This is a genomic window from Microbulbifer maximicatervae (SeqCode), from assembly GCF_052468295.1.
In genome coordinates, this window is record NZ_CP174340.1 from 1482059 (window position 1) to 1508412 (window position 26354).

Consider the following 26354-nt stretch of genomic DNA (forward strand, 5'->3'; position numbering starts at 1 on the left):
ATTGACCCTTCAAGAGAAAAATAAACTGGCGCATATACCCTTCTGTTGAATAGCTACCCTCTAGGTTTACACCTAAAACTGCGTATGATGATTTCAATAGAGAAGAAATGTGTCGCAGTTGATTACTAATATGGCAATACACGTCGGTGAAGTAACTTTAGAGGAAGTACAACATCAACTTCTCAGTGATTACCAGAAAGTTCGTGCAGAGACAGAGAACCTCGCGTTGCCGTTATCCCCGGAGGATATGCAGCTACAGTCTATGCCGGATGCCAGTCCTACCAAATGGCATTTAGCACATACGAGCTGGTTCTTTGAGACCTTTATCCTTGCCAACCGGTTGCGGGGATATCAAACGTTTAACCCACACTTCAACCACCTGTTCAACTCTTACTACAACAGTTTGGGTACCCCCTTTGCACGCCCTAACAGGGGGCTAATTTCGCGTCCAGATAGTGCCCAGGTTTATGAATATCGAAAGTTTATTGATGACTCCATGCACCGGTTGCTCAGTGAGTACCCGATTCCTGAAAATTTGGCCGCGTTGGTCCAGCTGGGGTTGAATCATGAGCAGCAGCACCAGGAATTGATATTGACCGATATTAAGCATGCTCTATCAACTAACCCCATGGCACCAGCTTACCGGGATATGTTTCCTGAAGATGAAGACGGGGCACTGGAGCCACTGCGTTGGTTGAGCATACCCAAGGACTTCTATGGGATTGGGAGTAATGGGGATGCTTTCTGCTTTGATAATGAAGAGCCTGAGCATCAGCAGTTTATCGATGACTTTGTTATTGCCTCCCGACTGGTTACCAATGGCGAGTATCTTGAATTTATAGAGGATGGTGGCTATGAACAGCATCGTCTGTGGCTTTCGGATGGTTGGCTGCATTTGCAGAAAAATCAGAAAAAGCACCCATTCTATTGGCGGCTGAATAGTGATGGTTGGTATCAGTACTCCCTCTATGGGTTGCTACCCTTAAATCCAGCTGAGCCTGTCTGCCATCTTTCTTTCTATGAGGCAGATGCTTTCGCAACCTGGGCTGGAAAACGATTGCCTACTGAATTTGAATGGGAGGCAGCTGCTTGCCATTTACGCCAGCCGAATCAGATGGCATCAGCTAATTTCCTGGAAAAACGTCACTTTAGGCCATTGCAGGCGCAGCGGGGGCAAACGCAGTTCTTAGGGGATTTGTGGGAGTGGACTTCCAGCGCTTACTTACCTTATCGGGGCTTCAGAGCCCGGGAGGATGCAGTAGGGGAGTACAACGGAAAGTTTATGTGTAACCAAAAGGTTCTTCGCGGTGGATCTTTTGCAACCCCGGCTGACCATATCCGGATCAGTTACCGCAACTTCTTTTATCCACACCAGTCGTGGCAATTTACCGGTATCCGTTTGGCAGGAGACTAAATGTGAAAGCAGCCGTATCATCGATGCAGGAAAGTTCACAACAAGACCATGAATTTCTCAATGATGTGTTACGGGGGTTGGCCGGAGATCAGAAAACACTACCGTGTAAATACCTATACGACGAACTTGGCTCTCAGTTATTCGAGAAAATATGTGATGTAGACGATTATTATTTAACCCGTACTGAGGCGAAGATATTCAGTCAGTATCTACCGGATATTGCTGAGGAAATTGGCCCAGGGGCGCTACTGGTGGAGCCCGGTGCAGGCAACTGCGAAAAAGTAGAGGGCCTACTGCATCTATTAAAAAGCCCTAGCGGATACTATCCCATCGATATTTCCCCGGAGATTCTCTATCTGGCGGGGCAACGAATTAAAAAAGGCTTACCTCATATTTCTATCTGGCCGGAAGTGGGTGACTTTACTCAAGCCGAAGTATGGGACAATCTGTCGAATATTGAGTCAAAAAAACGTGTGGTGTTTTTTCCTGGTTCGACAATTGGAAACTTTGAGCCGGATAGGGCGGAGCAATTGCTGGAGACGTTTGCGGCAAATTTGAGAGCGGGAGACGGCCTGCTTATCGGAACTGATTTAGTTAAAGATTCAGTTGTGCTGGAGAGGGCGTATCACGATAGTGAGCATATTACGGAGCAGTTTAACAAGAACCTCCTGCAACGAATTAACAGTGAGTTGGGAGGCAACTTTGATTTGTCATCTTTCTCTCATCGCGCCTTCTATCAGCCATTGCGACAACGCGTAGAAATGCATTTAGTTAGCCTCCGGGATCAAAGCGTCGCAATCGCTGGGGAACAAATCGTCTTTTCGGAAGGGGAGACTATTCATACCGAGAATAGCCATAAATATAAAGTGAGTAGTTTTAATACCCTGTTGATGAAAGGCGGCTTTAAACCTGTTCGCCACTGGACTGATTCCTCTGAATCTTATGCTATTCACTATGCCCAGGCTATCTAGGGAGGTTTTAGGTCTCCTTTTCTCACTGGTGATATTGGCCGCACCAGCAAGTTTTGCTGGTGCGGAGGAAAAAAAACAGTGGGATGCCGATAGTTTTATTGTGTATAAACATCCGCTTTGCTTCTGTTGTAACAAATGGGTGGATTATCTACGGGGTAACGACATTGCCGTATCTACCAGTTCTGAGCTGAATATGGCCAAAATTCGGCAGCAATGGGGTGTTCCTCGGGGGATGGAGGGTTGCCATACGGCGGTGTGGCACAACAAATATGTTTTTGAAGGCCATGTTCCCGTCAAACATATCCTGCAATTTATTTCCTCTCCTCCAGAGGATGGAATCGGTCTATTAGTACCCGGGATGCCCGTTGGTAGCCCAGGAATGGAAGTGGATGGAAAGTTTGAACCTTACAATATTTATCTGCTGCTGGAAGGGGGAGACTATCGCCCCTTTGTCCGAGTCGAGAAGCCCCAGAGTTAGCTCTTGTTTTTAGGTCTGTAGCGAGCTGTACCAAATAATATAGAGATAACTCGCTGCCACACTGATAACACTTACCGGCAACATCAATAAAAAGAACTGCCAGAAGTTAAATGGTTGCACACCAAATTTTTCCGCCTGCTGCAGCACTATTACATTGCTGGCTGCGCTGATTATAAATAGGTTACCAGCAACTGTAGATATGGCTGATAGCATCATAAGTGTTTGAGTGTCGTGTTCATGTAGCAGATTCAGGTAGATTTCCACTACGGGAACATTGGAAAACAGTTGGCTGGCAAAAAAACTGACAAAAGTTACGGTTTCAGGTTCAGCCAGATTAATCCCGCTCTTGTGCAGAAAAAACTGTAGTGATCCGGACTTGAGTAGTGAGCCGGTCACAATAAACATAGAAATAAAGAAAAAGAGGGTGGGCCAGTCTACTTCTCTCAGTATTCTTCTTCTTTCATGACTCGCCAGATAAATGGGTGAGCAGGCGACCAAGCCTATTTGACCCAAGGTTGGGTGGTAAATACCTTCTACGTTATGAAGTACACTGCCTAATGCTATTAGAATTACCAGAAGGGCTGCCGACAATAGAGGTGGCCATTTTTGTGCTATCTCATTGTCCTCTCGATGCTGAATGCCTACATTGTGACTGGGTTCGTCAACTTTAAGAAACCTTTTTAACCAAAGAATCGACAGCAGCATGGTGATTGCTGCCGGGATAAAGATCCACTCGGCAAATACCAGAAACATATTGTCAAACTGCCCTGCGTTGGCAATCAAGATATTTTGTGGGTTGCCGACTGGGGAGATCATGCTGCCGATCGTTACGGTGGCACAAAGTAAAATAAGTAGGGGTACAACACCCCAGTTCATATCCCGAGCCATCAATAGAGCGATGGGTACACCAATCACTGCTGCAGCATCATTGGTGAGAAGGGCGGCGCAGACGGCCATGATCAGGACATAGCTTGCCAGTATGGTATTGGGGTTTTTACGGGAGAGTATTCGCCTGCTGATTTGTGCTGAAATCCCTGTGTCGTACAGAGCGGATGCAATCGAAAATACAGAGAATAAGTAGAGGATTAAGTCCCAATCCACTGCAAAGAATGCATCTTTAAGTGTGATTTGCCTCAAGGCCAAAAGTGCTACTGCGCCAAGGGTCATGATGTGCCAGATACGAACGGCAGATGGTAGCCATTGGCGCACGGCTATTAGGATAAAGATGATTGCCGAGACGGTTAAGCTGATAGACATCTATCGTTATCCGAGTGTCGCTAGTCCCAACTGCTACTCTGGTTTTCAGCATTGCTATTTTTCTGAGGCTCTATCCAGTGCAGCAGAGTGCCAACAAGGCCATTCATAAGAGTTTAAACAAACCTCTTCTCTTTACGAATTTCTTTGCTGGAGATGTGGTTGCGGGTTTGGGACCATACCTGGCTATTTACCTGCTCTCAGCCATGCACTGGAAGCCGGGAGATATTGGGGTTGTCCTGGCAATTGGCGGGGTAACCACTGTACTGCTGCAGACACCTGCTGGCGCATTTATCGATAGTACTCGCTTTAAGAGAGGGCTTATTGCCACTTGCGGGATCATTATCGGTATTGTTTCTATCACTATTGTGGAATTTACCAGCCACAAGCCATTGATTTATCTCTCTCAGGTTTTGATGGGAGGCGCAATTGCCTTCGTGGCTCCTTCTATTGCGGCAATCACACTCGGGGTTACCAGCGATAAGAACTTTACCTATCAAACCAGTGCCAACCAGGCCTCCAATCATGCGGGCAATGTCTTTGCTGCTGGGCTTGCAGCGATTCTTGCCCTGACTATTTCCGGGCAGGGGGTGTTCTGGTTGATGGCGGTTATGGGTGCCCTTATGGCGATCTCGGTAGCCTTTATTCCGGGAAAATCTATCGATCATATCCGTGCTCGGGGCGGAGAGCACAAGGATCTAGAGGGCAAAGCACAGCCGTCGGGTTTCAAGTCACTGCTGTCTGACAGGCGCCTGGTCGCTTTGGCTGTCAGCGTGTTTCTATTCCACTTTGGCAATGCCGCGATGTTGCCCTTGGTGAGTCAGAAACTGTCGATTAACTCGAATGCCGATATAGCTATTGCCTTTACATCAGCTTGTATCATCGCCGCCCAGTTTATGATGATGCTGATGTCCTTTCTGTGTGCGGCCAAAGCGGATACCTGGGGGCGCAAGCTAATCTTCCTTATCGGTTTTTTTATCAATCCGGTACGGGCGCTGTTGTTTATGTCTACGGACAATCCGTACTTCCTGGTAGCAATTCAATCCCTGGATGGCGTGGCTAATGGTATATTTGGCGTCATTATTATTTTAATGTGTGCCGACCTGACACGTGGTACGGGCCGTTTCAATGTTACTCAGGGCGCTATGGCCGCCTTGGTGGGAATTGGTTCGGCATGTAGTAATTTTTCTGCGGAATATATTGTTCAGTATTTTGGCTATGGCGTTGCTTTTCTTACTTTGGGAGCTATTGCTCTGATCGCCGGTACATTTTTTCTGATTTTTGTCCCAGAAACGAAAGGGGCAACAATCCCTAAACCATCAGCAGGAAACTGATAGCCCCGGTTGTTTCGACTATTGATAGAAATCTATGGTTAATTCTTTTTCTCCAGCCCCAGGCCTTGGCAATCGACATATTCAGACCGTATTCAGTCGTTTTCACCGCGCCACCCCCTGGATTGAGACAGATTGCCGCTGGTACGAAACGCCTGATGGCGATCGCCTTTCTTTGCATTTTCCCAGGCCGCTACGCAATGATCCCGATTATCCTCTGGTATTGATACTTCACGGTTTGGGAGGTTCGGTAGAGTCGCCCTATGTGCAGGGGCTGATGGAAACCCTTCTGGCATACCATTACCAGGTCGCTGTAATGCATTTTCGAGGTTGTGGTGGTGTGCCTAACAAGTTGCCGAGGGCCTATCACAGTGGTGACACTGAAGATCCTCGCTGGCTGGTTAGTGAACTTAAGAAACAGTTTCCATTAATGACGATTGCCGTGGTTGGCTTCTCATTGGGCGGAAATGTTGTTCTGAAAATGTTAGGTGAAGATGGTGGCCGCGGGCAGGTAGCCGCTGGGATTGCTGTTTCGGCGCCAATGGACCTCCATGCCTGTAGTCGCTACATCAACACTGGTATATCCCACCTTTATGAGCGCCACCTGATTAGCGGGCTTCGTTTGAGCCTGCTTCATAAGGCGAAAGACCCACAGTTGGCTGCGGCCTTACCCGATCTCAATTGCAGTGAGGACTTTGTCGATTTCAGGCATTTCGACAATGCTTTCACTGCGCCGTTACATGGTTTTCGTGATGTGGATGAGTATTACACCCAGGCATCCAGTAAGCCTTTACTCAAAGATATTCGCACGCCGACTTTGATTATCAACGCCGTTGATGATCCTTTTATTTGTCCATCAGCGATACCTGTAACCAGCGAAGTTAGTTCTGCTGTCGATTTGGCGGTGAGTGATCGAGGGGGGCATGTAGGGTTTATAGATGGGACGGTATGGAGCCCCAGTTATTGGCTGGAGAAAAAAATACCCTACTTTTTGGGGGCAGTCGTTGGGTTTCCAAAGGGAGCCCGTTAGGGGGCTCCCATTTCCAGGCTCAGGGTTAACAGCACTGGGTACTCGATTGATCCGCTTCGGGAGTGTCGCTGGCAAATGGCATTTCCTTGCCGCAGCCGGGAAACAGGCCAAAGTGCCGTGAAAAATCGCCAATAAACTCGAAGTGGGGTGCGAGACGGGTCTCTGCGAGCATTCTCCAAGTATTACCGCACACAGGGAATACTCGTCCGGTCTCAATAATGTGGTGTCCATCGAGAACGAATTGATCGGCAGAGCCCGGTAGTGTGCCTTTGTAAATCACTGCTTGGCCGTAATCCTCACAGTCTTTTTCCAGTTGCGCTAATTTGAACAAGCGATAAGTGGCAGAAAAAAACCGAATTGAACCACAGCGCTGGGCCAGGGTTGGGTTGGTGATAAGTAATGGCCGGCTCTCCACCAGGCGTGGATCGCGGAAGCCGCTGCCCTGAGCAATTTCCAGAAAGTCATTCCAGTAAAGTGCGCCCCCAAGACACTCGCCAAACAGCTCGGGGTCAGAGCTAATTGCGGGGGGAATGCGACGGTCGGCATAGACATCGGAGAAGTAAAATTCTCCCCCTTGTTTCAGCAGCCGGAACAAGCCTTTGAGTACAGCATCTTTGTCTGTGGAGAGGTTAACCACACAATTGGAAATGATCACATCAAAGCTTTCAGGCTCTAATTCCAGTTCCTCCAGCTTTTCGATGTAGCCGTGCAGGAAGCGGACATTGTCATAGCCAAACTTGTCAGCGTGATGGGCTTGGTGCTGCCTGGCCACAGCCAACTGCTCTTCCGTCATATCGACACCTACTACTTCACCATTTGGGCCTACCAACTGGGAGAGCAAGTAAATATCCCGGCCTGAGCCACAGCCAAGATCCAGTACCCGGCAGCCTTCCAAAAGTGGAGGGCAGACAAGTCCGCAGCCGTAATAGCGGGATAGGACATCGGGATGAATATTGGACAGCAATGGTTTTAGCCACTCTGGCATATCGCTGGGATCACAACAGGCATTGGTCTTCAGGTCTGAAGAGTTCTTTAGTTGGCGTCCGTAGTAGTCCTGTACTAAATCGTGCATTGGCTCTTTACCTATTGCGGGGGTTAACCAAAAAGGCGCAGTTGCGCCGGTATTGGCGCTCTTTGTAATTTTGCTGAGGAAGTGTAACAAGTCTGCGGTTCCCGCGACTAAAAACCAGAGGAATCAGGGAAGAGTCGAGGAGTTAGAGGTTCTTCTGGCCAAAGGTTTCCGCTTTCGAAACTGATGCAGAGATCTATACTGGCATGATATTTCACTTATTCTGGCTCAAGAGGGGGGGTGAAGCAGAAAAGTCTCAATTGGCACAAAAATACCAGCATGATGCACTAGATATTTCAGAATCAGCAAAATTGCCTTTTGGCGCCAGTGGGAATTGGTTTGTAGAGAATCGCATTATTTTCGTTAATATCGACTCTCTCCGCTTCGATATTATGAGGGAACGTAATTGAGCGATCACCTAGCTCCCAGTGCTTCGACAGAGTCTGCCAAGGATTCTTTACAGAATTCGCAGTTCCTGGTGGATTTGCGCCAGCAGATGCTGCGTTTTGCCAGTTTGCAGTTGCAGGATACGCAGTTGGCTGAAGATGCTGTTCAAGAAGCATTGATGGGTGCCCTAAAGAACTCGCGTAGCTTTTCCGGTCGCTCGGCTTTGAAGACCTGGGTCTTCGCCATTCTCAAGAACAAGATTGCCGACATATTGCGACAGAGACAGCGCTTCGTAGATGCGGATCAATTGGTTCGTGGGGATAGGGAAGAATATGATCACGATGAGCTGTTTGATCAGACGGGGCACTGGCAGAAGGATGAAAAGCCCAAGCGCTGGGCTGATCCTGAGTCGGCAATTCACGACAAGCATTTCTGGCGGATCTTCGAGGCCTGTCTCAGCCATCTTCCCTCGCGCCAAGCGCAGATCTTTATGATGAGGGAATTTATTGAGCTGGAAAGCCATGAAATCTGTGCTGCCATGGAGATTACCGTTAGCAACTTAAATGTCACATTGCACAGGGCGCGCCTTCGCTTGCGCGAGTGTCTGGAAGATAACTGGTTTGGTGTGGAGAAGTGACAATGATGAAGACCTGCCGGGAAGCCACGAGGCTGATGTCTGAGTCCCAGGAGAGGGACCTGCTCATTTCCGAGAAGGCGAGCCTGAAGTTACATCTGGCGGTTTGCACACCTTGCCGCAATTTCGGCAAGCAGATGAAGACCCTCAGGCATATCACCAAATCTTATGCTCAGGGTGGCCCCGAGAAAGCAGACAACGAAAAATAGCATTTAGCACTTGGGGCCACTTATCCAATATTGGCGTTCCTAGCGGGGAGGGCGAACCGGGCGGTAGGCGATATGGCCACCGACAAAGTGCGGTTCATACCAGTAGGACCCGCAGTGCTCATAGGTAACGTTACCAACAGTTACTGCAACACAGCTGCGAGGCAACGTATATAACCACCCGCCGACACCTACGGCTGCTGCCGTACCCCAAAATGCTGGTCCCGGGTAGGGCCAGTAGTGGGGGCGCCAAGGGGGCGGTGGGTAGGGTGGATGATGGGGGTGAAATGGGGGGTGATTGGGAAAGCGCCTTGCAAACTCCCCCGGGGCATAGCCACCGTGGAAGCCTCCACCCATCGGACGCATCCCATTAAAATGTCCCCCAATATTGAAATGAGCCCCACCACCACCAAACCGACCAAAGGCTTCGGCTGAGGGACTGGCCAATGCAGTCAGTAGTGCCCCCGTGACCAGGGCAGGCACAACCAGTTGTGCAAGGAAACCCGTCTTTTGACCGTTGCGATGCATCATGGTGTGGCCTCCTTATTGGGTTCCGCCTTCTTAAACTGGATCTGCTTGAGCTTGTCGGTGGAAGGGGTAAATTGCCCGGCGGCACCAGGTTTGGCTTCCATCCATTTCAAGGTGGCAATAAAGCGCGGCTTGGCGGGGTCGCGGGTATTCACTGTTGAAATACGCAGGGGCAGGGGCTTGTCACCAGCCTTGATCCAGATTTCCCAGTCCAGGTTTTCAGAGCGAAATGCCCAGTGCTCGGTTTTTTGGCCGTCAACCATAGGCCGGTTTACCAGAAAGCCTTCTTTGATACCGGACCAAACATTTTCCTTCCTTCCCCATTCGAGGAGGTCGGCAAAAGGAATCTCAATGCCGTAATCCTTGGCGGCTTTGGTCAAAACTTCCGCTGTAGGCTGGGGTGCTTCCATTTCTGCGAAATAACCATCGCGGGGAGCAATCACGGTGAACTTGTCGCCATTGTGAATAAATTGACGGGTAATAGAATCTGTTTTCAGGTCTACACGCAGTTGCTTTGGTGGCATTGCCATATATTTGACGGTACCGCCAATCAGGAGCTTTTCCTGATTTTCCAGAACGACTTCTGTGAATATATCGGCGTTAAACATCATCATTTTGAGGCTGGCGAGGTAGTCACCCATTCGTTTCAAGGTTGCCATCGCCTTGGGGTCTAGGGGCTCGTTTGATTCCATGGCCCCCATTTGGCCTTGAGGAGGTTTGCCTTGCTGCATTTGCCCTGGTGGCTGGGGGGGATTGCTGTCATCGGTCGATTGAGTGGGGTGCCCTGGTGGCGGGGTTTGGCCTTGGGAGCCAGTGCTATCGGGTTGCGGGGGTGGTGTCGGGTTTTGAGCGACAATCGCAGGGGCTAATGCCACCGTCGCTGCAAGAATCAGCGCCCTAGCCAAGCCACCAAAGGGTTGAAAAGCAAGCATTTACCGGTACCTCCCAATACATAGCCATAGTTGTGGCATCTGAATCAGTGTAGAGGAGAACCTTCGCGCCTGCTGTTGTGTAAAAACGAGTATTGAAACGAGACTGGCTATCCAGAATTGCTGGTCAATAAGCTGTTGTTTTACAAAACTTTTGCCGTATTTAATTGAGGCCCTGGGTTATGTTTGCTAGAGTCGGTCCATTATTGATACTAGCCTGCTCCTATGAATGTGGTTCGTCTGTCATTTTTACTGATTGCGCTGCTGATTTTCCAGACAGCTGGCGCCTTCTATGACAGTCATGATGAGCTAGAAGATATCACCATCCACTTCTCTTCAAATCATATTGATCAACTCCCGGGAGTAGCTCCTACTGACGAGCCTGATGGGGGTTCCGTCACTTTCTCGCTGCCTTCCTCCGGTGAAGAGCAATCTACACCGACGTTGGATTTCTGTAATCACTGTTGCCATTGTCACGGAATTAATGCAACCGGGCTTTTGGGGCAGTCTTATCAACCTCTTCTTCGGGGCACTATCAGTTACAGCGACACAATCAGTGCAGCTGTGCCCTCAGGTTATTTTTCTCCACTTTTACGCCCACCTATAACCCAAGTCTGATTAGTTAAATACTGCGTGTGCCGCTATAGAAGTATGTAGCTTTTGCTCGCACACGATGATCGAGTTGTGACTTGGGAGAATTCCATGGATTTTTTTTCCACGCTCTCGCTGAGCGTGATTGGTCGTACATCCTTTAGATTTTTGTTGACGACCGCTCTACTTATATCTGCGCAAGCTACCTCTGCGCAGAGGGGAGAAGTATTGACGCTGCCAGAGGCAATACAGAAAACTCTGGCACAAAATCCCCAGATTGCAGTTTTTCCACTCCAGCAATGGGCATTGGATGGTGCTGAGTTCACAGCCGGCCTACGTCCTGCATGGGATTTTGGTTTCGAAGCTGAGTATGCGGTATACGGAGATGATGGTTCATCAAGCTCAAGCTCAAGCTCAAGCTCAGGCTCCCCCGGTCGGCCCGGTCCGCCAAGTGACGACGATGATGATGATGACAAGGAACTTGAGCTGACTGCTTCTTTGTCATCAGTTATTGAGTTGGGGGGCAAACGCCAGGCTCGAATCGATGTTGTCAATGCTCAGCGGGACCTCTTAATTGCCGATGAGCAAGCGACAGCACTGGATGTCTTGGCCGAGGTGGTTCGTGGTTATGCGCAAGTACTCGCTGCCGCAGAATTACTGATTCTGGAAAAAGAGAAGGTCTCGCTGGCGCAAGAAGCGTTGGACGCTGTAACTACAAGGGTCAATGCTGCTGCGTCCCCCATAGCTGAACGCATGCGGGCTGAGTCTGCACTGGCGAATGCCATTTTGGCCGCCGAGGCACAGGAGCGAATGCTGAGCTACTACAAGTACGCACTATCCGCGCTGTGGGGGCAACCTACCCAGGACTTTGCAGTTGACTCCAGCGTGCTCTTCCGATTTGAGCCAAATGCCAGCTTTGATGTTCTGTACGAGCGAGCTCAGGAAAACCCTTCTATTGCCCGTTTTGCCTCTGAAGAGCGCTTGCGCGCATCTCACCTGCATCTGACACAAGCGAAGTCGATACCTGATATTGGTTGGTATGCAGGCTATCGGAACGACAAAGAAGATGATGAGAATGCTGTCGTTGTTGGCTTTAACGTGCCGCTTTTTACCGGGCGACGTAACCGGGGTAAAGAGATTTCTGCAATGGCTGAGCTGGAACAGGTTCAGTTGGATAGAGAGGCGGCATTGCTAAAGCTCTATCCCCAGCTTTTCTTGGCGGTAACGAGCCGTGAACAAGCGCTGGCCATTGTTGACGAAATGCAAAATACTGTTATTCCCACATTGCGCAAGGCGCTTTCTGAGGTTGACCGGGCCTATCGCCGGGGGCGCTATTCCTATGTTGAGTTGATCTCTGCCCGCGAGGAATTGCTCGATGCTGAGCGCTCGAGAATTGTGGCGGCACGCTCTGTTCATGTGTACGGAGCGGAAATTGAGAGATTAACTGCCCGGCCATTAGGTGTCGTGGCTGTCGAGAGCAGTAGATGAAGTTGAGTTTAAAAATGAGCAGATTAAATAGAACTTTAAAGCTAGCGATGCTGTTCCTAATCCTTTTGGTACCTCAAGGGTGGGTGGCAAATTTTAGTTATGCCAGTGGCTCCCACGGTGGAGAGCATCATCAAGAAGAAAGTAAAGGGCCACATGGGGGCCGCCTCTTAGAGCAGGGGGATCTTGTGGTTGAGCTGGCTCTGGTAGAGCGGAGTGGTAAGGCTGAGTTTCGCGTATGGATTCAGGAAGACGGAAAAGCGCTAGACAATGCAGAATTGACCCTAACTCTGGTTCGACTAGGGGGAGAGTCACAACATATTGCCTTACACCGCGATACAAATATTGATTACTGGCGCAGCCACAGAGATTTGCCTGAGCCCCATTCATTCGATATTGAACTCTCCCTGACCTACAAGGGGGGTAGTGCTGAATGGAAGTTTGAATCCTATGAGGGCCGCGTAAAGATAGCCGAGGATATGGCAGCAAAAGCCGGTATTAAAACTGCGATTGCCGCACCGGGAGTTATTCAAGAGCGCGTCACTCTTTACGGCAAAACCGCTATCGATCATCGCAGCCTCAGCCATGTTCGCGCCCGCTATCCGGGCACAATTATGACGATTGAAAAAGCATTGGGTGATTCCATACAAAAGGGGGAAAAGCTGGCAACAATTGAGTCCAATGACAGCTTGCAAACTTATTCCTTGATAGCGCCTATCAGCGGTCAGATTATCGATAAGCAGGCCAGTCGAGGGGAGTTTAGCGGTGATCGGGTACTGTTTACGATTGCGAACTACAAGCAAATATGGGCAGAGCTTCAAGTATTCCCCACTCGCCGGGGACAAATTGCTCGCGGGCAAAAAGTTTCTATTACCGCCGATGGGCTCTCATTTGATTCGACAATTGTCAGCTTGGCACCGGGGGGCAATGGCACGCCTTTCGCAATAGCCCGCGCGATGATTGAGAATCCAGAGGACATATGGACAACAGACCTGATGGTTCAAGCTGATGTTGTCACCAATGAGAGTCCCGCGCCTTTAGTGGTGGAAAATCAAGCGCTACAACCCTTCCGCAATTGGACCGTTGTGTTTGTAAAAGTAGGGGATGCTTATGAGATTCGCCCACTGGAACTTGGGCGGACCGATGGCAGGGTTACAGAGGTATTAAGTGGACTCAACCCTGGAGACCGCTACGTCACTGAAAACAGTTACTTAATCAAGGCGGATATAGAGAAATCCGGCGCTGCTCACCACCATTAATTGAGGCCAGAAGATGATTGAAAGCATCCTGCGCTTCTCCATTGAGCGGCGTTATTTCGTATTGTCCCTAATTTTTATTCTGGTGGGGCTCGGGGTTTGGAGTTACCAGAAACTCCCTATTGATGCAGTCCCCGATATCACCAATGTTCAGGTGCAGATTAATACTGAAGCACCTGGTTACTCGCCTTTAGAAGCTGAACAGAGAATCACCTATCCGGTAGAGGCGGCACTTGCCGGACTTCCCAACTTGGAGTACACCCGTTCGATTTCTCGCTACGGGCTATCCCAAGTGACCGTGGTTTTCAAAGAGGGGACAGATCTCTATTTCGCGCGAAACTTGATAAACAGTCGTCTGGGTACCATCGAGAGCAATCTGCCCCCTGGGTTGGAGCCGGAAATGGGGCCCATTGCCACCGGGCTCGGTGAGATCTTTATGTATACCGTGGAGGCTCTGCCCGGAGCAACCCAGTCCAATGGCCAGCCCTACGACGCCACTGCACTGCGGGAGATTCAGGATTGGATTATTAAACCGCAATTGTCTCTCGTTCCGGGGGTTACGGAACTAAATACTATCGGTGGCTATAACAAGCAGTATCACGTAACACCGGACCCCCGCCAGATGCTTAACTTCGGCGTATCTATGGAGGACATTGCCGAGGCTTTGCGTCGCAACAACGAAAGTCGAGGTGCTGGCTATCTGGAAAATAATGGACGCCAACTGTTAGTGCGTTCACCGGGACAACTACAGAATATCGGAGAAATTGAAGACGTAGTAATTACCAGCCGATCCAGGGTGCCGGTTAAAATTTCTGATGTTGCTGAAGTGGCTATTGGTAAAGAGCTGCGTACCGGTGCTGCTACGCGAGATGGTGAAGAAACCGTATTGGGCACCGCTATGATGCTGGTGGGGGAAAACTCCCGCGAGGTGGCGCGCAATGTTGCGGAAGCTTTGGAGCAAGTAAAATCCACTGTACCTGAAGGTGTAAAGGTGGAAGCGGTTTACGATCGCACGACGCTCGTGGACAAAGCCATCGCTACCGTGCAGAAAAACCTTATTGAAGGTGCGTTGCTGGTAGTCGTCGTGCTGTTCTTGCTGCTTGGAAATATTCGGGCTGCCTTTATTACGGCCGCTGTGATCCCGCTGTCCATGCTTGCCACTATATTTGGTATGGTGCAAACCGGTGTTTCTGCCAACCTGATGAGTCTCGGTGCGCTCGATTTCGGTCTGATTGTCGATGGGGCTGTAATTATCGTAGAAAATGCGATTCGCAGGCTCGCCGAAGCCCAACAGCGCAAGGGCGGTAAGTTACCTCTGCAAGAGCGACTGGAGCTGGTATTCCAGGCCACCAATGAAGTGATTCGCCCGAGCCTTTTTGGAGTGTTGATTATCACGGTGGTGTATATTCCTTTGTTCACACTGACTGGTGTCGAAGGAAAGATGTTTCACCCTATGGCCGCTACTGTGGTTATGGCGTTATTGGCTGCATTGGTTCTTTCTCTCACCGTAGTACCTGCAGCAGTTGCTGTTTTTCTCACCGGGAAAGTCAGTGAAAAAGAAAATAAGGTGATTGTTGCTACTAAGTCACTGTACAAGCCGCTTTTAATTGCCGCAATGAAAGTGCGTTGGCTGGTACTATCAGGGGCTCTTGCTTTAGTACTGTTTTGTAGTTGGCTAGCTACTACTCTCGGTTCTGAGTTTATCCCTCAGCTTAATGAGGGCGATATTGCACTACACGCTTTACGTATTCCGGGGACTGGCCTCGAGCAGTCGGTGGAAATGCAGCGTCTACTGGAGCAGCGCATTAAGGAGTTCCCCCAGGTAGACAAGGTATTTGCAAAAATTGGTACTCCAGAGGTAGCTACAGATCCAATGCCTCCGAATGTGGCTGATAACTTTGTGATCCTGAAACCCAGAAATCAATGGCCCGATCCAATACTGCCTCAGGAGCAATTGGTGGCAGAAATCGAAGCAGCCGTTCGAGAGCTTCCAGGTAATAACTACGAATTTACCCAGCCAATCCAGATGCGTTTCAACGAGTTGATTTCTGGTGTGCGTGCAGATCTGGGCATCAAAGTATTTGGTGATGACCTGGACCAGCTGGTCGCTTCGTCTAATCAAATCCTGGGTGTGTTAAATGGGATTGAGGGTGTAGCCGATGCTCGAGTAGAGCAGGTTGAAGGTCTGCCAGTTCTCTCTGTAGTCCCCAAGCGTATATCGCTTGCCCGCTATGGTATCGACCTGAAAACCCTACAGGACTTGGTATCAACCGCAATTGGTGGGGAATCTGCAGGGCTGATTTATGAGGGTGACCGTCGCTTCCAATTGGTAGTAAGGCTGCCGGAAGGGCTGCGCCGGGACTATGAAAACCTTGGTGACTTACCTGTACCTTTACCCGCTGGTAGCCCGCTAGGTAGCTATGTGCCCTTGTCTGAAGTAGCCAATCTTGAAATGACACCGGCTCCCAATCAAATCAGTCGTGAAAATGGCAAGCGCCGTGTAGTGGTAACCGCGAATGTACGCGATCGCGATTTAGGATCTTTTGTAGAGGAGGCAAAAGCCCGAATCCAACAACAGGTGTCTTTGCCTGCCGGTTACTGGTTGGTATATGGAGGTACATTTGAACAACTGGAATCTGCAAGTACGCGTCTTTCTATCGTTGTCCCGCTGACGCTTTTGGTAATCCTCGGCCTTCTAGTAATGGCTTTCGGCTCATTCAAAGATGCCTTGATCATTTTTACAGGAGTTCCCTTAGCGCTAACTGGCGGGGTGCTAGCTCTATGGCTGCGCGATATGCCTCTATCGATTTCTGCAGGGGTTGGGTTTATTGCCCTTTCTGGTGTTGCGGTTTTAAACGGCCTGGTAATGCTGTCATTTATTCGTCAGCTGCGGCAACAGGGCGGTGAGCTTTTGGTTTCGATTATTGACGGAGCAATGATTCGTCTTCGTCCTATACTGATGACTGCTCTGGTCGCCAGCTTGGGGTTCGTGCCTATGGCATTGAATGTGGGTACCGGCGCAGAGGTACAAAGGCCCCTGGCCACGGTTGTGATTGGGGGGATTATTTCTTCCACACTTCTAACTCTGTTTGTACTTCCGTTACTTTATCGGATTGTGCATGGCAGGGGAGGAGACGAGATGGCTAAAAACTCTATTAAGTAGATGTTTCTGCCTACTTCACCTCACAAAAGAGGTGAAGTAGGTGTAGAACCAATGAGGCAAGATTCAGTTAATTTATTGACTCCTAGTGACGCTCTAAACAAAAGGTATGAGTGCAGGTCGTTCGGCTTCCTAATAAACTCCCCTATGAGTCTGTAAGATAATCTTAGTGTTTAATATACAGACTGCGTATGGTTTAAATGCATTGCTTTTATGGCGCTGTGTTTTTGTGAGTGGTACATGCCGAAAGTGACTCGATAGCTTGAGACGTCTAGTTTATGTGCAGCTGATTCATATCAAATTCTTTAGAGTGTTGATATATTTTTCAGCAAAATTTAAAGCGTTATTTCTTTTTGTCAGTGGGTCACAGTATGAAAAGACAAAAACGGAACTTTTTTCTGTTGAATAAGTGCTCAATGATATTGGATGGGCGCCGTGAGTTTGGAGTGAGGTACCTATGATAGGTTCAAAAAAATTCATGTGCACACCCAGGGATTCCAGGTTACCCAAGTTGGATACGCATAATCCTTCAAGAAAGTAGGGATTGTTGGTTTCGTATTTTTCAACCCACTCAATAATATTCCCTAAATCATAGTTCTTGTGAAAGTTAAACTTACAATATTCGCCGGACACTGCCTGCCGATCAAGTTCAATCTGTAAGTGCTTTGCCAGCTCCCAGGTGTTCTCGATATCGATATCTGGTGTAACCTCAAGAGTGGTAACTGCAGAAAAGGTACCAATAACGCTTAACTCGATTCCGGTACCGCATAGGTCGCGGACATCCATGGGTAATAAGATTTTGATCCATTCTCTGTGATTTGGCAGTATGTTTGATGCCTGGATGGCAATAGCACAAAAAAGCGCACTAGGTCTTACTTTGTGTTTTCTGCCAATAGCTGCAACGTGAGAGAGTTCCTCCATAGGAAATTTGCGATATAAAATATGGCCCTCCCGTTCAGTAACAAAAGCGGCTTCTTCTACTGGCCATTTAAATAAATTTTCTTTAATTCCAGATGTTTGCTGGTTGGAGAAATGCTTGCTTGAATCAAAGTAGGTCTCAACAGGGTCGTATAACGGCTGTCTATCTAACCTGAATCTTCCTTGATCCAAAAAATACAAATCTAAAATGTAGAATATGATCCCGGCAGACCGGCCGTCCAATGCAGCATGATTGCTGACCATAGATATGTAGTCGACTTTACCTAGTGAATTTAGATAGAAGGAAAGAGTATATGTACATGCTTCAACGTTGAGTCCTGTTTTACCTCTGCGAGTATATTCGTATTCAATATTAATGGGTTTTGAAAGCCCTCTTATCTCTAAAGGGATATCATCAAAGGGTACGTCGCAATACCAGCGCAGTTGCTCACCTGACTCAACACGAGCCTGTAGAAGGGGGTAAATTTTATGGATTAAAGAAAAGGCAGTTTTAAGTTGCTCAACACTCAGTGGAATTAGAACTTTATAAAAGGAAACCAGCAAGGTTCCCCCGCAAGTTCTCCTGGCTAGCTCGGTAAATAATGCTTCTTCAGGCCCCAGCACCCTGGAGAACTCTCGGCTGGACATAGGTGCTCTTTCCAAGAACAGATTGACTTAATGTCAAACTTAATAAAATAGAAGTTAAGATGCAAAAATATTGATACCTAAATATTGCTTGCTTATCTATATATACATGTTCGGAATACATAAGTGTTGGCTAAGATTTGTCGTGGCTTGATCTAATGTTGACTGGTTTGAGGTGCATTACTTGAGTGGGGGTATGGGGCAATAGCTCCTTTGGAATACATGTATGCCTTTCAATAAAGCTAGTAACGTCGCCTCCTTTTGGCAGGTTACATTAAAAATCAAGTACTGAATTTTATATGGTTTATTGGCTTAAGGTTGATGTTTGGTGAAATCTGTGAGATGTATATGATATGACTGACTGTACTTGGTTGGCGTTGCCAATATTTCCTTGCATTGATTTTTGGTGGTCACTTGTAGTGACCAATTGATTCTTTATTGGAGAATCGTACATAAGGTAAAATTGTTTGGGGGGTGGCCTTGGCTGATTAGGGAGTAATGGGCGCCTTTGCTTTACTTTTGCTTTTGTTCGTTTTTTAAGTCAAGGGTTAGTTCTCAGGTTCTAAAAGCCTCTTGATAGTGTTAATGAATTTTTCTGCAAAATTCAAAACGCTATCTCGTTTTGTGAGTGGATCACAGTACGAAAATATAAATACTGAATTACGTACCGTTGAATAGGTTAGTAGTGAGATAGGGTGAGCCCCATGTGTTTGAAATGGAATTGCCGTGATGATTTCAAAGTACTTCATTGCCGTGCCAAGCGCTTTCATGCTGCCTACATTAGATATACACATTCCTTCAGAAAAGACAGATTTCTTTTCCTCATAATCCTGAGCCCATTCAATAATATCCTCGAGTTTATATTTCTTGGGAAACATGAACTTGAATGGTTCTCCTTCTTCCGCCTGTTTATCAAGCTCAATCTGTAAGTGGCGCGCTAGTTGCCAAGTATCTTCTATGTCTATATTGGGCATGATTTCAAGAGTGGTTGCTGATGAAAAAGCACCTACTGCACTTAATCCAATTTCAGTGCCGCAGAGTTCACGAACATCCATGGGTAGTAAAATTTTTATCCAATCTTTATGGTTGGGTAATATTTTGGATGCTTGAATCGCAATGGCGCAAAACAGGGCGCTTGGCCTTACCTTGTGACTTTTCCCTATTTTTACCAGTTGTGAGATTTCTGCAATCGGAAATTGCCGATATATAGCATGACCTTCACGTTCTGATACAAAAGCAGGTTCCTCTACGGGCCAATTAAAAAGTTCATCTTTTTGAGAAGATGGTTTTTCATGGGCAAAGTATTTAGAGGAGCTAAAGTAGCTTTCGACAGCTTCATAAAGTGGTTGTCCGCCCAACCTGAATGTTCCTTCATCTTTAAAGAATATGTCCAAAATACAGAATAAAGTCATCACTGATCGGCCATCCAAAGCTGCGTGGCTGCTGACTAGTGAGATCCATTCAACTTCGTCATGGGAATTAATATAGAAAGAAAGTGTATATGTGCATTTTTCAACATCAAGGCCCGTCTTACCCCGACGATTGAATTCAGCCTCGAAATCAAGAGGCTCCTTCAATTTTCGAATCTCAATTGGAATTGACTCGAATGGTACGTCGCAGCGCCATCGAAGCTTGTTGCCGGACTCAACTCTTGCCTGTAAAAGTGGGTAGATTTTATGTGCCGATGCGAAACCACTTATCAATTTTTCAACGCTAAGAGGAGTGAGTACTTTGATAAAGGAGATTACTAATGTCCCCCCGCAAGTTCGCCTTGCCAACTCGGTGAACATAGCCTCCTCTGCACCTAATACTCTGGAGAGCTCTGTAGCCGGCACAAAGTACCTCCTTTTTAAAGCCCATCCATATCATGTAAAGTAACTTGAATAGGCTTGAATCGCAAAAAACAATTGCTTAAAGATAAATGGCTGTAGATTTGATTTTGGATACTTTGTTGCAGAAGAGTAGTTAAGTGATGGTAAGTTGTACTAACAATGGTTTTATTGGTGCGGATTTTATTTAAGGGTTTTTCCAGGAAAATTGTTGTTTATTGGTCTGTAGCGGTTTTAGTGAAGTTCTTTACATTTGCTTTTACCCTACTGGGGGGAAGTAGACTTACAGTTGGGTTTTGGACAGTAGCTTTGTGGCCAGCATGTTGTAGTTGATGTAAGCTGTGGGTGAGTGCTCTTAGTAGGGGGGGTATATTTGCTTATCCATTGGTTGCCCCTTGCTGAGTAAGATAATTTGCACATCTTATATAATTTATTCTGACTGGGCTTTTAAAATATGCCGGAACAACTCTTTACACTTTTACCTTTTTGGCCTGCGATACTTGGAGCTGTAGTACTTTTTTTGCTAGCTAAATCCATCGTGATAGTGGAGCCAAAGCAGTACCACTTCGTGCTATTTCTTGGTAAGTACTGGAAAACTGCCACCCCTGGTTTCAACTTGATTATTCCCTACCTTTCCTGGGTAGACAAAAAAGCCTCAACGGCTCTACACGAAACCCCTGTTGAGTTGAGTCTAAAGACCAGTAATCATGTCACATTTGGTTTGATTCTAAAGGTTCAGCATCAGGTGTCGTCGGATGTGCAGCTTGCATACAAAGCTCTCTATGATCTAGAGAATTACCAGGCACAGCTGAAGTCTTTTGCGACAGATGCAGCTATTCCTGTTGCCAACGGCATTGAGCTTGAAGACGTTTATAACAAAAAAGAACATATAGCTGATAAGGCTAAAGAGCGCCTTCGCCAATTTTTCCACGACTTTGGTGTAGAGATTGTCGATGTATTATCAGATGAGCCGCGGCTACCCAAGTCGGTAGAGGTTCAGGCTAACAAAGTTATGGAAATGCAGCGGGAGAAGCAGGCCGCTACCTACGAGGCTGAGGCGATCCGGGAGCGCGAAGTGGGTAAGGCTAAAGCTGATGGCGAGTCCGTAAAGATTCGTATGGAGAAAATGGGGGAGGCACGACGGGTATATGCACAAAGTGCAGCCGAGGCTATTAAGGTTCTTACCAGCGCTGGTACCAGCGCAGACGAAGCGTTGCGCTTTATGACTGCCATTGCAGATAATGATGCACTGGTAACTGCTGCACGTCACGGTAGTACTGTGGTAATGGCTACCAGCCAGGCGCAGCAAGTACCTGTCGCTTTGCCGTTACCTGATAAGTCGGCTGCGGTAGCAAAACAACGGCCGCTGAGAGAGCCCGAGCCTGTCTAGTAAGGTCATCCGAGGGGTAAGCCTATGGGCTTATCCTTTGGTAGCTTCGGGGTATCTAGATAGTACTTTACCCCGATAGTCGATGTCGTACTGCTCAGCGCTACAGTGCTTGATATTCTAAGTGGTACAACTACAACATTTTTTCACGGTCCTGGTGCTGCCTATATTGCTTTATCAGTTGTCTTTGGTCGTAATTTGATTCAATGGGCCGATATGATCTTTGCTAGGCGTTTTACCGGTGAGTCCAAGCCGGCTAGTCCCGACTATGGTTGGCCCAAGTTAAGGTATGAACTGATTGTATTTATAAAAGCACTGTTAGCCCGTGTAATCACCCTAGCTCTCATTCGAGCAATGACATGAATGATCGGTAATCCAGGTAAATCATTTGCACTATATATGTGGGATGATATTTCCAAAGCACTCTTATTTTTTTGGCTTATTTTTGGCCCTGGATGGAGGATTATGTTTCGCCTGTTTAGAAGGCCGTTGAAGCAAAGCTCTTAGAGTATTTTGTGCTATTGCTGTTTCGAAGTTCTATTATGACTCCTAATGTGTATTTGGTCTGCATAGTTAGTGGCGGAAAATTATACGTGATATCGAAGCTGTCAAGTTTTTACCTGGAAGATGATGCTCGTTTTATGTCTCGGAAGGGCAAGGTATCGCTATTTTGTAGTTTGTTGGTATTGGGCAGGAGTATTGATGTCCACTATCGCGCCAGTATTGGTCTTACATGAATTGTTGCACCTCAAGAAGTTATTGGTAGTTTAATGCTTGGAGGGGGTCCCAGCTGCTAATAAATAAGAATAATATGGTTTTTTTGATTTTGATCTAAGAGCTAGGGTAAGAGGTGCAGCTATAGTAGCTCATATATATTATCTTGCCGCGGCTGCTTAAAGAACCTTATTTGTCGGGGGCGGAAATGCACCATCACAAACTATTCAGTGACAAGAGTGAGCTTTATAAGCCTGCTAGGCCAACCTATCCTCCAGAGCTTTATAAGTGCCTCTCAAGCTTGGCTCCATCAAATAAACTTGCCTGGGATTGTGCTTGCGGTAGTGGTCAGGCAGCGATAGGATTGGCGAAACTATTTAGTAGTGTGTACGCAACTGATATTAGTGTCGAGCAAATAAAAGCGGCTAAAGCTCACCCTAATATTCACTATCAAGTAGGACTTGCTGAGCAGTTTGACCTGGCAAATGAGAGTTGTGATTTGGTTTGTGTAGCCCAGGCGTTGCATTGGTTTGACCTTGATGATTTTTGGCCCGAAGTTCTAAGGGTTTTGAAGCCAAAAGGTATTTTTTCAGCTTGGGGCTATAACTGGCCAGTCTTAGATGGAGAACTGGCTCAAATATTCAATGATCTTATTTTGGGTCCAATAGAGACGTACTGGGCTCCACAAAACAAATTGCTCTGGAATCATTTTAAGGATATAGACTTTCCTTTTAGTACTATACAGGTTTCGAAGCCAACTATGGAAGCAGTCTGGGACCTGAATGAGTTTTTTAATTTTATACATACTTTTTCGGCTGTGCGGAGATGTATAGATGGCATGGGTGGTGAATTTATGGAGTGGGCCTACCGTAAGGCTAGGGAGGTTTGGAAAATACCACAAGAGAAACGAGTGGTAGCATTTGATTTTGTGCTCTATGTAGGGTGTAAGAAGGGTTGGTGATAGAGAGATATCGCTATCACTAGATTAGGGCAGTAGAAGTGCTTTGTAAATCTGTATTTAATTTCAATAGTAACTTATTAAATTAGAAAATGTCGGGGAGTTAAAAATGTCTTATGCAGATGGATTTGTAGCAGCTGTACCCTCAGATAACAAAGAAGAATATATTAAGCATGCAAAAATTGCTGCAGAGGTATTTAAAGAGCAGGGGGCTCTAAAGGTTGTTGAAACTTGGGGTGATGATGTTCCAGAAGGCGAATTAACCTCTTTTCCTTTGGCCGTAAAGTGTGCTGGCAATGAAACTGTAGTGTTCTCCTGGGTCCTCTGGCCTTCTAAAGAGGTTCGAGACTCTGGATGGCAGGCGGTTATGGATGATCCGAGGATGAATCCAGATCAAAACCCTATGCCATTTGATGGTAAGAGGTTAATCTATGGTGGCTTTAATATTATTCTTGATAAATAAAGTTTATCTATAGTTTGATTGTGGGTCGATAAGGACTGTTTGTTGAATTTTGACCCTATATAAGTACGGAGTCAGATTATATTGAGGATGCTTTTAAGGCTAGGTGGTCATGTCGGGGAAAAGTAGTATTGGTTAGTAATGTGTACTTTCTTTCTTCTACAACTATAAAAAAGGGCATAGTTCAAGTATGCCCTTTTTTGTTAATTTTAAATTATCACTTAGCTTCCATCTTCAAATGAGGCGATAGCAGATGCTGTGTCCCATGAACCATCTTGATAAAGTATTGTTGCCTTAGCGGTATATGCCCTAAATGCACGAATCGTAAAAGAACAATACCTGTCAGAAGTGGTTCCACAACTATGAGCATCATCTGACCAAATTACGGAACTAATTACTTTGCTTGTATCTTCTTCTATTCTAAATGCCGCAGTTGCTGTATTCGCACCCCATACTAATGCGAAACAAACATTTGGTCTGTATGTATCAAACTTAATGGTGTCGACATAGCACTCCATTGTTGCAGCTGTTGTGTGAGAGCTGATAAAAAAGAGGGCTGCTATTATTCCTGTGCCCAGTAATCTTTTCATAAATGTTCCCTATAAATGATTTCTTAATTTTTGTGAGGGTATTCCAAATTACTTACCACGATTGAATGGTATACGCATAATTTTTCAATACACAAGTATTTTGTTTGATGGTTTTTCTTGTTATGTGATGGCGTTTATATATTTAAGGGCTTGTAGAGTACTGCTGGTAAATATTTTGTTATTCAGGTTGTACGTAGGTCCCAATTTGTGGCTGGTTGTTAGGTTTGTAGATATTTTCTGCCAATTTCTTATGGTTGCATTGGTAAATACCGGCCGTATAAAGAATAGTGCGCCGCCAGACGAAAAATGGCTGATAAAATTTGAAGGGTATATAAAGAGAGCTTTTAGTGGCCGGGTAAGGATAATTGAGTGATCTCTATTGTTTCCTATAAAGTTAGTGCTCTTTATCTTTTCAGTTTTGGAGATGGGGTAATTTAGACTGGTTTATAATAGCTAGCTCCTTCGGTCTTTCTTGGTTGCTTATATAGCATATGGTAGGTAAGGTTAGCCCTGTCAGTGATTTCCATTTCCTTGAGATAGTAATAGTTGCTAGGGTGAGTTAAATGGCGTTTGAAAATTGGTTGGCCTTTTGCGCAATCGCACTCTTGGCAACTGCTACCCCTGGCCCAGCGGCACTACTGGTCTCTATCAATACTCTATCGAATGGTGTTAGAGGAGGTGTGTTCGCGGCATTGGGCAATATATCTGGCTTGTTTGTTATGTCCGGGCTTTCAGTTATTGGATTGAGTGTACTTGTCCTTAACTCTTCTTTGGCGTTTACTGTGGTAAAGGTGGTTGGGGCTGGATATCTGATTTATATGGGAGTTAAGCTTTGGAAAAATGGAATAGGAAGAGTGGATTCTTCTGAGGTAACTTGTAATGCTAGGCGAGGTGCATTGAGTTTGTATATTCAAGGGGGCTTAATTGCCTTAACGAACCCTAAAGCGATAATATTTACAACCGCGCTTTTCCCACAATTTATTTCATTGTCCGACCCACTATTACCTCAGTTTTCCTTGCTAGTCTTCACTTTTATGGCATTATCTTTTAGCTGTTTATTTTGTTATACCTTATTAGCTTTCGGTACCAAAAAATGGTCAAGGAGTATGGCTTCAAGTCGATTTCTCGGTCGGATATTTGGTTCCACTTTTGTTGGTGCTGGTTGTATTTTAGTTGGCACATCAAAATAGGAAGATGTATATAAGAATATACAAAAATCTATTTTGGGTGCTTCTGTAAAATATACAGTATTCCTTATGCAGTCAGAAGCAAGGTGGTAAGTAGGTAGCAGCTAGATGAGTAGGGTAAGCCGCACCCTTTGCTTAATATGTACCCCCCCCAAAAAAAAATACAGCAAGTAGTTTCGCGAGTTACGTAGTATGGATATTAAAGATTATATTGAGTTGATCCATAGTTTTTCAAAGACAGATTTTGAACTTCAGGGAGGTGGAAACTCTATCTGTTTTCGGTTGCAAAAGGAAAGGGATTTTGTTTTTCCGAAAGAGTTTCAAGAGTATATAGTTCACTATGCGCCTGCCCACAGCCAATATCTTGATGGCGTGGGCAATCCAATTGATCTTTATAGTGCCAGGCGCTTGTCATGGGTGATGAATGGATATAACTACAACCCGGTTGATAATCAGCCAATACCCGGTTGGGATAAAACTTGGTTTTTATTCGCCGATGAGGGTGCAGATCCAATCATTGTAGACTTGGCCGAAAGCAACCGAAATTCAAAGGTATATCGTGCCATGCATGGGGCTGGGGGGTGGGATTTTAGGCCTATCGCCGATTCAATAGGGCAATTTCTACTATGCGCTTCAGCTCTACATCATGCGCTCTCCGGAATAGTTGACAAAGATGTACTTGTTGATGATGGATGTGGGTTTAATCTTCATGAAAGAAGTGCATCTTGGTTGTTTCCATTCTTTCGTCAATATGCGGATAAATATTACACAGATTGGCTTGCAGTATTTGATAATAGTTAGCGGAATGATTTATTGATAAATTCTTTATTATGGCTGCAACTCAAGGTTGATCTCAGTTTATGTGAAGGTACCTTGCTAAGCGCTTTTGAAATCTTGCTCATGAATAACTAGTACTTATGTAGTGAGGGAATACCCGACTCAC

The 26354-nt window shown here is 46.4% G+C and carries 23 protein-coding genes; 16 read left to right on the forward strand and 7 right to left on the reverse strand.

Annotation, left to right across the window (positions count from 1 at the left end):
- Positions 1-109: 109 nt before the first annotated feature.
- Genes egtB through ACJJIQ_RS06830 form a run of 3 tightly spaced genes read left to right on the forward strand, consistent with a single transcriptional unit; the run spans position 110 to position 2863 of the window.
- The gene (egtB, locus tag ACJJIQ_RS06820) at positions 110-1414 is read left to right on the forward strand and encodes an ergothioneine biosynthesis protein EgtB (RefSeq protein ID WP_445364102.1); all 1305 of its coding nucleotides are present in this window, start codon (positions 110-112) and stop codon (positions 1412-1414) included.
- A 2-nt stretch (positions 1415-1416) separates the two neighbouring features.
- Entirely contained in the window at positions 1417-2385 is a 969-nt protein-coding gene (gene egtD / locus ACJJIQ_RS06825; RefSeq protein WP_444897507.1) for an L-histidine N(alpha)-methyltransferase, read from the forward strand.
- Positions 2369-2863 carry a DUF411 domain-containing protein gene (locus ACJJIQ_RS06830; RefSeq protein WP_444897506.1) on the forward strand — a complete coding sequence of 165 codons (495 nt, stop codon included), beginning with the start codon at positions 2369-2371 and terminating at the stop codon, positions 2861-2863. Before egtD ends, ACJJIQ_RS06830 begins: the two co-directional genes overlap by 17 nt.
- Positions 2864-2872: 9 nt before the next feature.
- Here the strand turns inward: ACJJIQ_RS06830 and ACJJIQ_RS06835 are convergent, their stop codons facing one another.
- Complete coding sequence (locus tag ACJJIQ_RS06835; protein WP_413662211.1) at positions 2873-4120, reverse strand: ArsB/NhaD family transporter; 1248 nt, start codon at positions 4118-4120, stop codon at positions 2873-2875.
- A gap of 77 nt (positions 4121-4197) precedes the next feature.
- On the opposite strand from ACJJIQ_RS06835, the gene ACJJIQ_RS06840 reads away from it, so the two are divergent.
- Together ACJJIQ_RS06840 and ACJJIQ_RS06845 are read left to right on the forward strand one after the other, a co-directional pair.
- A complete protein-coding gene (locus tag ACJJIQ_RS06840) occupies positions 4198-5451 on the forward strand; it encodes an MFS transporter (RefSeq protein ID WP_413662210.1) in 1254 nt (417 codons plus the stop codon).
- 34 nt (positions 5452-5485) lie between these two features.
- Entirely contained in the window at positions 5486-6478 is a 993-nt protein-coding gene (locus tag ACJJIQ_RS06845) for a hydrolase (RefSeq protein WP_444897503.1), read from the forward strand.
- 25 nt (positions 6479-6503) lie between these two features.
- Here ACJJIQ_RS06845 and ACJJIQ_RS06850 read toward each other — a convergent pair whose 3' ends face one another.
- A complete protein-coding gene (locus ACJJIQ_RS06850; protein WP_445364103.1) occupies positions 6504-7550 on the reverse strand; it encodes a methyltransferase domain-containing protein in 1047 nt (348 codons plus the stop codon).
- 403 nt (positions 7551-7953) lie between these two features.
- Between ACJJIQ_RS06850 and ACJJIQ_RS06855 the strand changes: the two genes are divergently transcribed.
- Both ACJJIQ_RS06855 and ACJJIQ_RS06860 read left to right on the forward strand, forming a co-directional pair.
- Positions 7954-8571, forward strand: coding sequence for an RNA polymerase factor sigma-70 (locus ACJJIQ_RS06855; protein WP_445364104.1), 618 nt, complete (start codon positions 7954-7956; stop codon positions 8569-8571).
- Between the two features lie 2 nt (positions 8572-8573).
- The gene (locus ACJJIQ_RS06860) at positions 8574-8777 is read left to right on the forward strand and encodes a zf-HC2 domain-containing protein (protein ID WP_282933051.1); all 204 of its coding nucleotides are present in this window, start codon (positions 8574-8576) and stop codon (positions 8775-8777) included.
- A 39-nt stretch (positions 8778-8816) separates the two neighbouring features.
- Here ACJJIQ_RS06860 and ACJJIQ_RS06865 read toward each other — a convergent pair whose 3' ends face one another.
- Positions 8817-9305, reverse strand: coding sequence for a hypothetical protein (locus tag ACJJIQ_RS06865; RefSeq protein ID WP_413662207.1), 489 nt, complete (start codon positions 9303-9305; stop codon positions 8817-8819).
- Complete coding sequence (locus tag ACJJIQ_RS06870) at positions 9302-10234, reverse strand: DUF2092 domain-containing protein (protein WP_444908107.1); 933 nt, start codon at positions 10232-10234, stop codon at positions 9302-9304. Before ACJJIQ_RS06870 ends, ACJJIQ_RS06865 begins: the two co-directional genes overlap by 4 nt.
- Positions 10235-10456: 222 nt before the next feature.
- On the opposite strand from ACJJIQ_RS06870, the gene ACJJIQ_RS06875 reads away from it, so the two are divergent.
- The 4 genes from ACJJIQ_RS06875 to ACJJIQ_RS06890 all read left to right on the forward strand — a co-directional run bounded on the left by ACJJIQ_RS06875 (position 10457) and on the right by ACJJIQ_RS06890 (position 16726).
- The gene (locus ACJJIQ_RS06875) at positions 10457-10849 is read left to right on the forward strand and encodes a hypothetical protein (protein WP_444908108.1); all 393 of its coding nucleotides are present in this window, start codon (positions 10457-10459) and stop codon (positions 10847-10849) included.
- Between the two features lie 84 nt (positions 10850-10933).
- Entirely contained in the window at positions 10934-12310 is a 1377-nt protein-coding gene (locus ACJJIQ_RS06880) for a TolC family protein (RefSeq protein ID WP_445358228.1), read from the forward strand.
- Positions 12311-12324: 14 nt separating this feature from the next.
- Positions 12325-13566 (forward strand): efflux RND transporter periplasmic adaptor subunit, encoded by a 1242-nt coding sequence (locus ACJJIQ_RS06885; RefSeq protein WP_445364105.1) that lies wholly within the window; start codon positions 12325-12327, stop codon positions 13564-13566.
- 13 nt (positions 13567-13579) lie between these two features.
- On the forward strand, positions 13580-16726 hold the full coding sequence (locus ACJJIQ_RS06890) for an efflux RND transporter permease subunit (RefSeq protein ID WP_445364106.1): 3147 nt from the start codon (positions 13580-13582) through the stop codon (positions 16724-16726).
- Positions 16727-17014: 288 nt separating this feature from the next.
- On the opposite strand, the gene ACJJIQ_RS06895 is transcribed toward ACJJIQ_RS06890, so the two are convergent.
- Positions 17015-18289 (reverse strand): hypothetical protein, encoded by a 1275-nt coding sequence (locus tag ACJJIQ_RS06895; protein ID WP_444928032.1) that lies wholly within the window; start codon positions 18287-18289, stop codon positions 17015-17017.
- A 545-nt stretch (positions 18290-18834) separates the two neighbouring features.
- Entirely contained in the window at positions 18835-20121 is a 1287-nt protein-coding gene (locus ACJJIQ_RS06900) for a hypothetical protein (RefSeq protein ID WP_413662200.1), read from the reverse strand.
- A 514-nt stretch (positions 20122-20635) separates the two neighbouring features.
- On the opposite strand from ACJJIQ_RS06900, the gene ACJJIQ_RS06905 reads away from it, so the two are divergent.
- From ACJJIQ_RS06905 to ACJJIQ_RS06915, 3 genes are all read left to right on the forward strand, one after another.
- Positions 20636-21505 (forward strand): SPFH domain-containing protein, encoded by an 870-nt coding sequence (locus tag ACJJIQ_RS06905; RefSeq protein WP_445364107.1) that lies wholly within the window; start codon positions 20636-20638, stop codon positions 21503-21505.
- A 919-nt stretch (positions 21506-22424) separates the two neighbouring features.
- Complete coding sequence (locus ACJJIQ_RS06910; protein WP_445364108.1) at positions 22425-23177, forward strand: class I SAM-dependent methyltransferase; 753 nt, start codon at positions 22425-22427, stop codon at positions 23175-23177.
- Positions 23178-23283: 106 nt separating this feature from the next.
- Complete coding sequence (locus ACJJIQ_RS06915) at positions 23284-23637, forward strand: DUF1428 domain-containing protein (protein ID WP_413662197.1); 354 nt, start codon at positions 23284-23286, stop codon at positions 23635-23637.
- A gap of 218 nt (positions 23638-23855) precedes the next feature.
- Here the strand turns inward: ACJJIQ_RS06915 and ACJJIQ_RS06920 are convergent, their stop codons facing one another.
- On the reverse strand, positions 23856-24224 hold the full coding sequence (locus tag ACJJIQ_RS06920; RefSeq protein WP_444913958.1) for a hypothetical protein: 369 nt from the start codon (positions 24222-24224) through the stop codon (positions 23856-23858).
- A gap of 563 nt (positions 24225-24787) precedes the next feature.
- On the opposite strand from ACJJIQ_RS06920, the gene ACJJIQ_RS06925 reads away from it, so the two are divergent.
- Entirely contained in the window at positions 24788-25414 is a 627-nt protein-coding gene (locus ACJJIQ_RS06925) for a LysE family translocator (protein ID WP_445364109.1), read from the forward strand.
- A gap of 189 nt (positions 25415-25603) precedes the next feature.
- The gene (locus ACJJIQ_RS06930) at positions 25604-26212 is read left to right on the forward strand and encodes an SMI1/KNR4 family protein (RefSeq protein WP_413662195.1); all 609 of its coding nucleotides are present in this window, start codon (positions 25604-25606) and stop codon (positions 26210-26212) included.
- Positions 26213-26354: the final 142 nt, after the last annotated feature.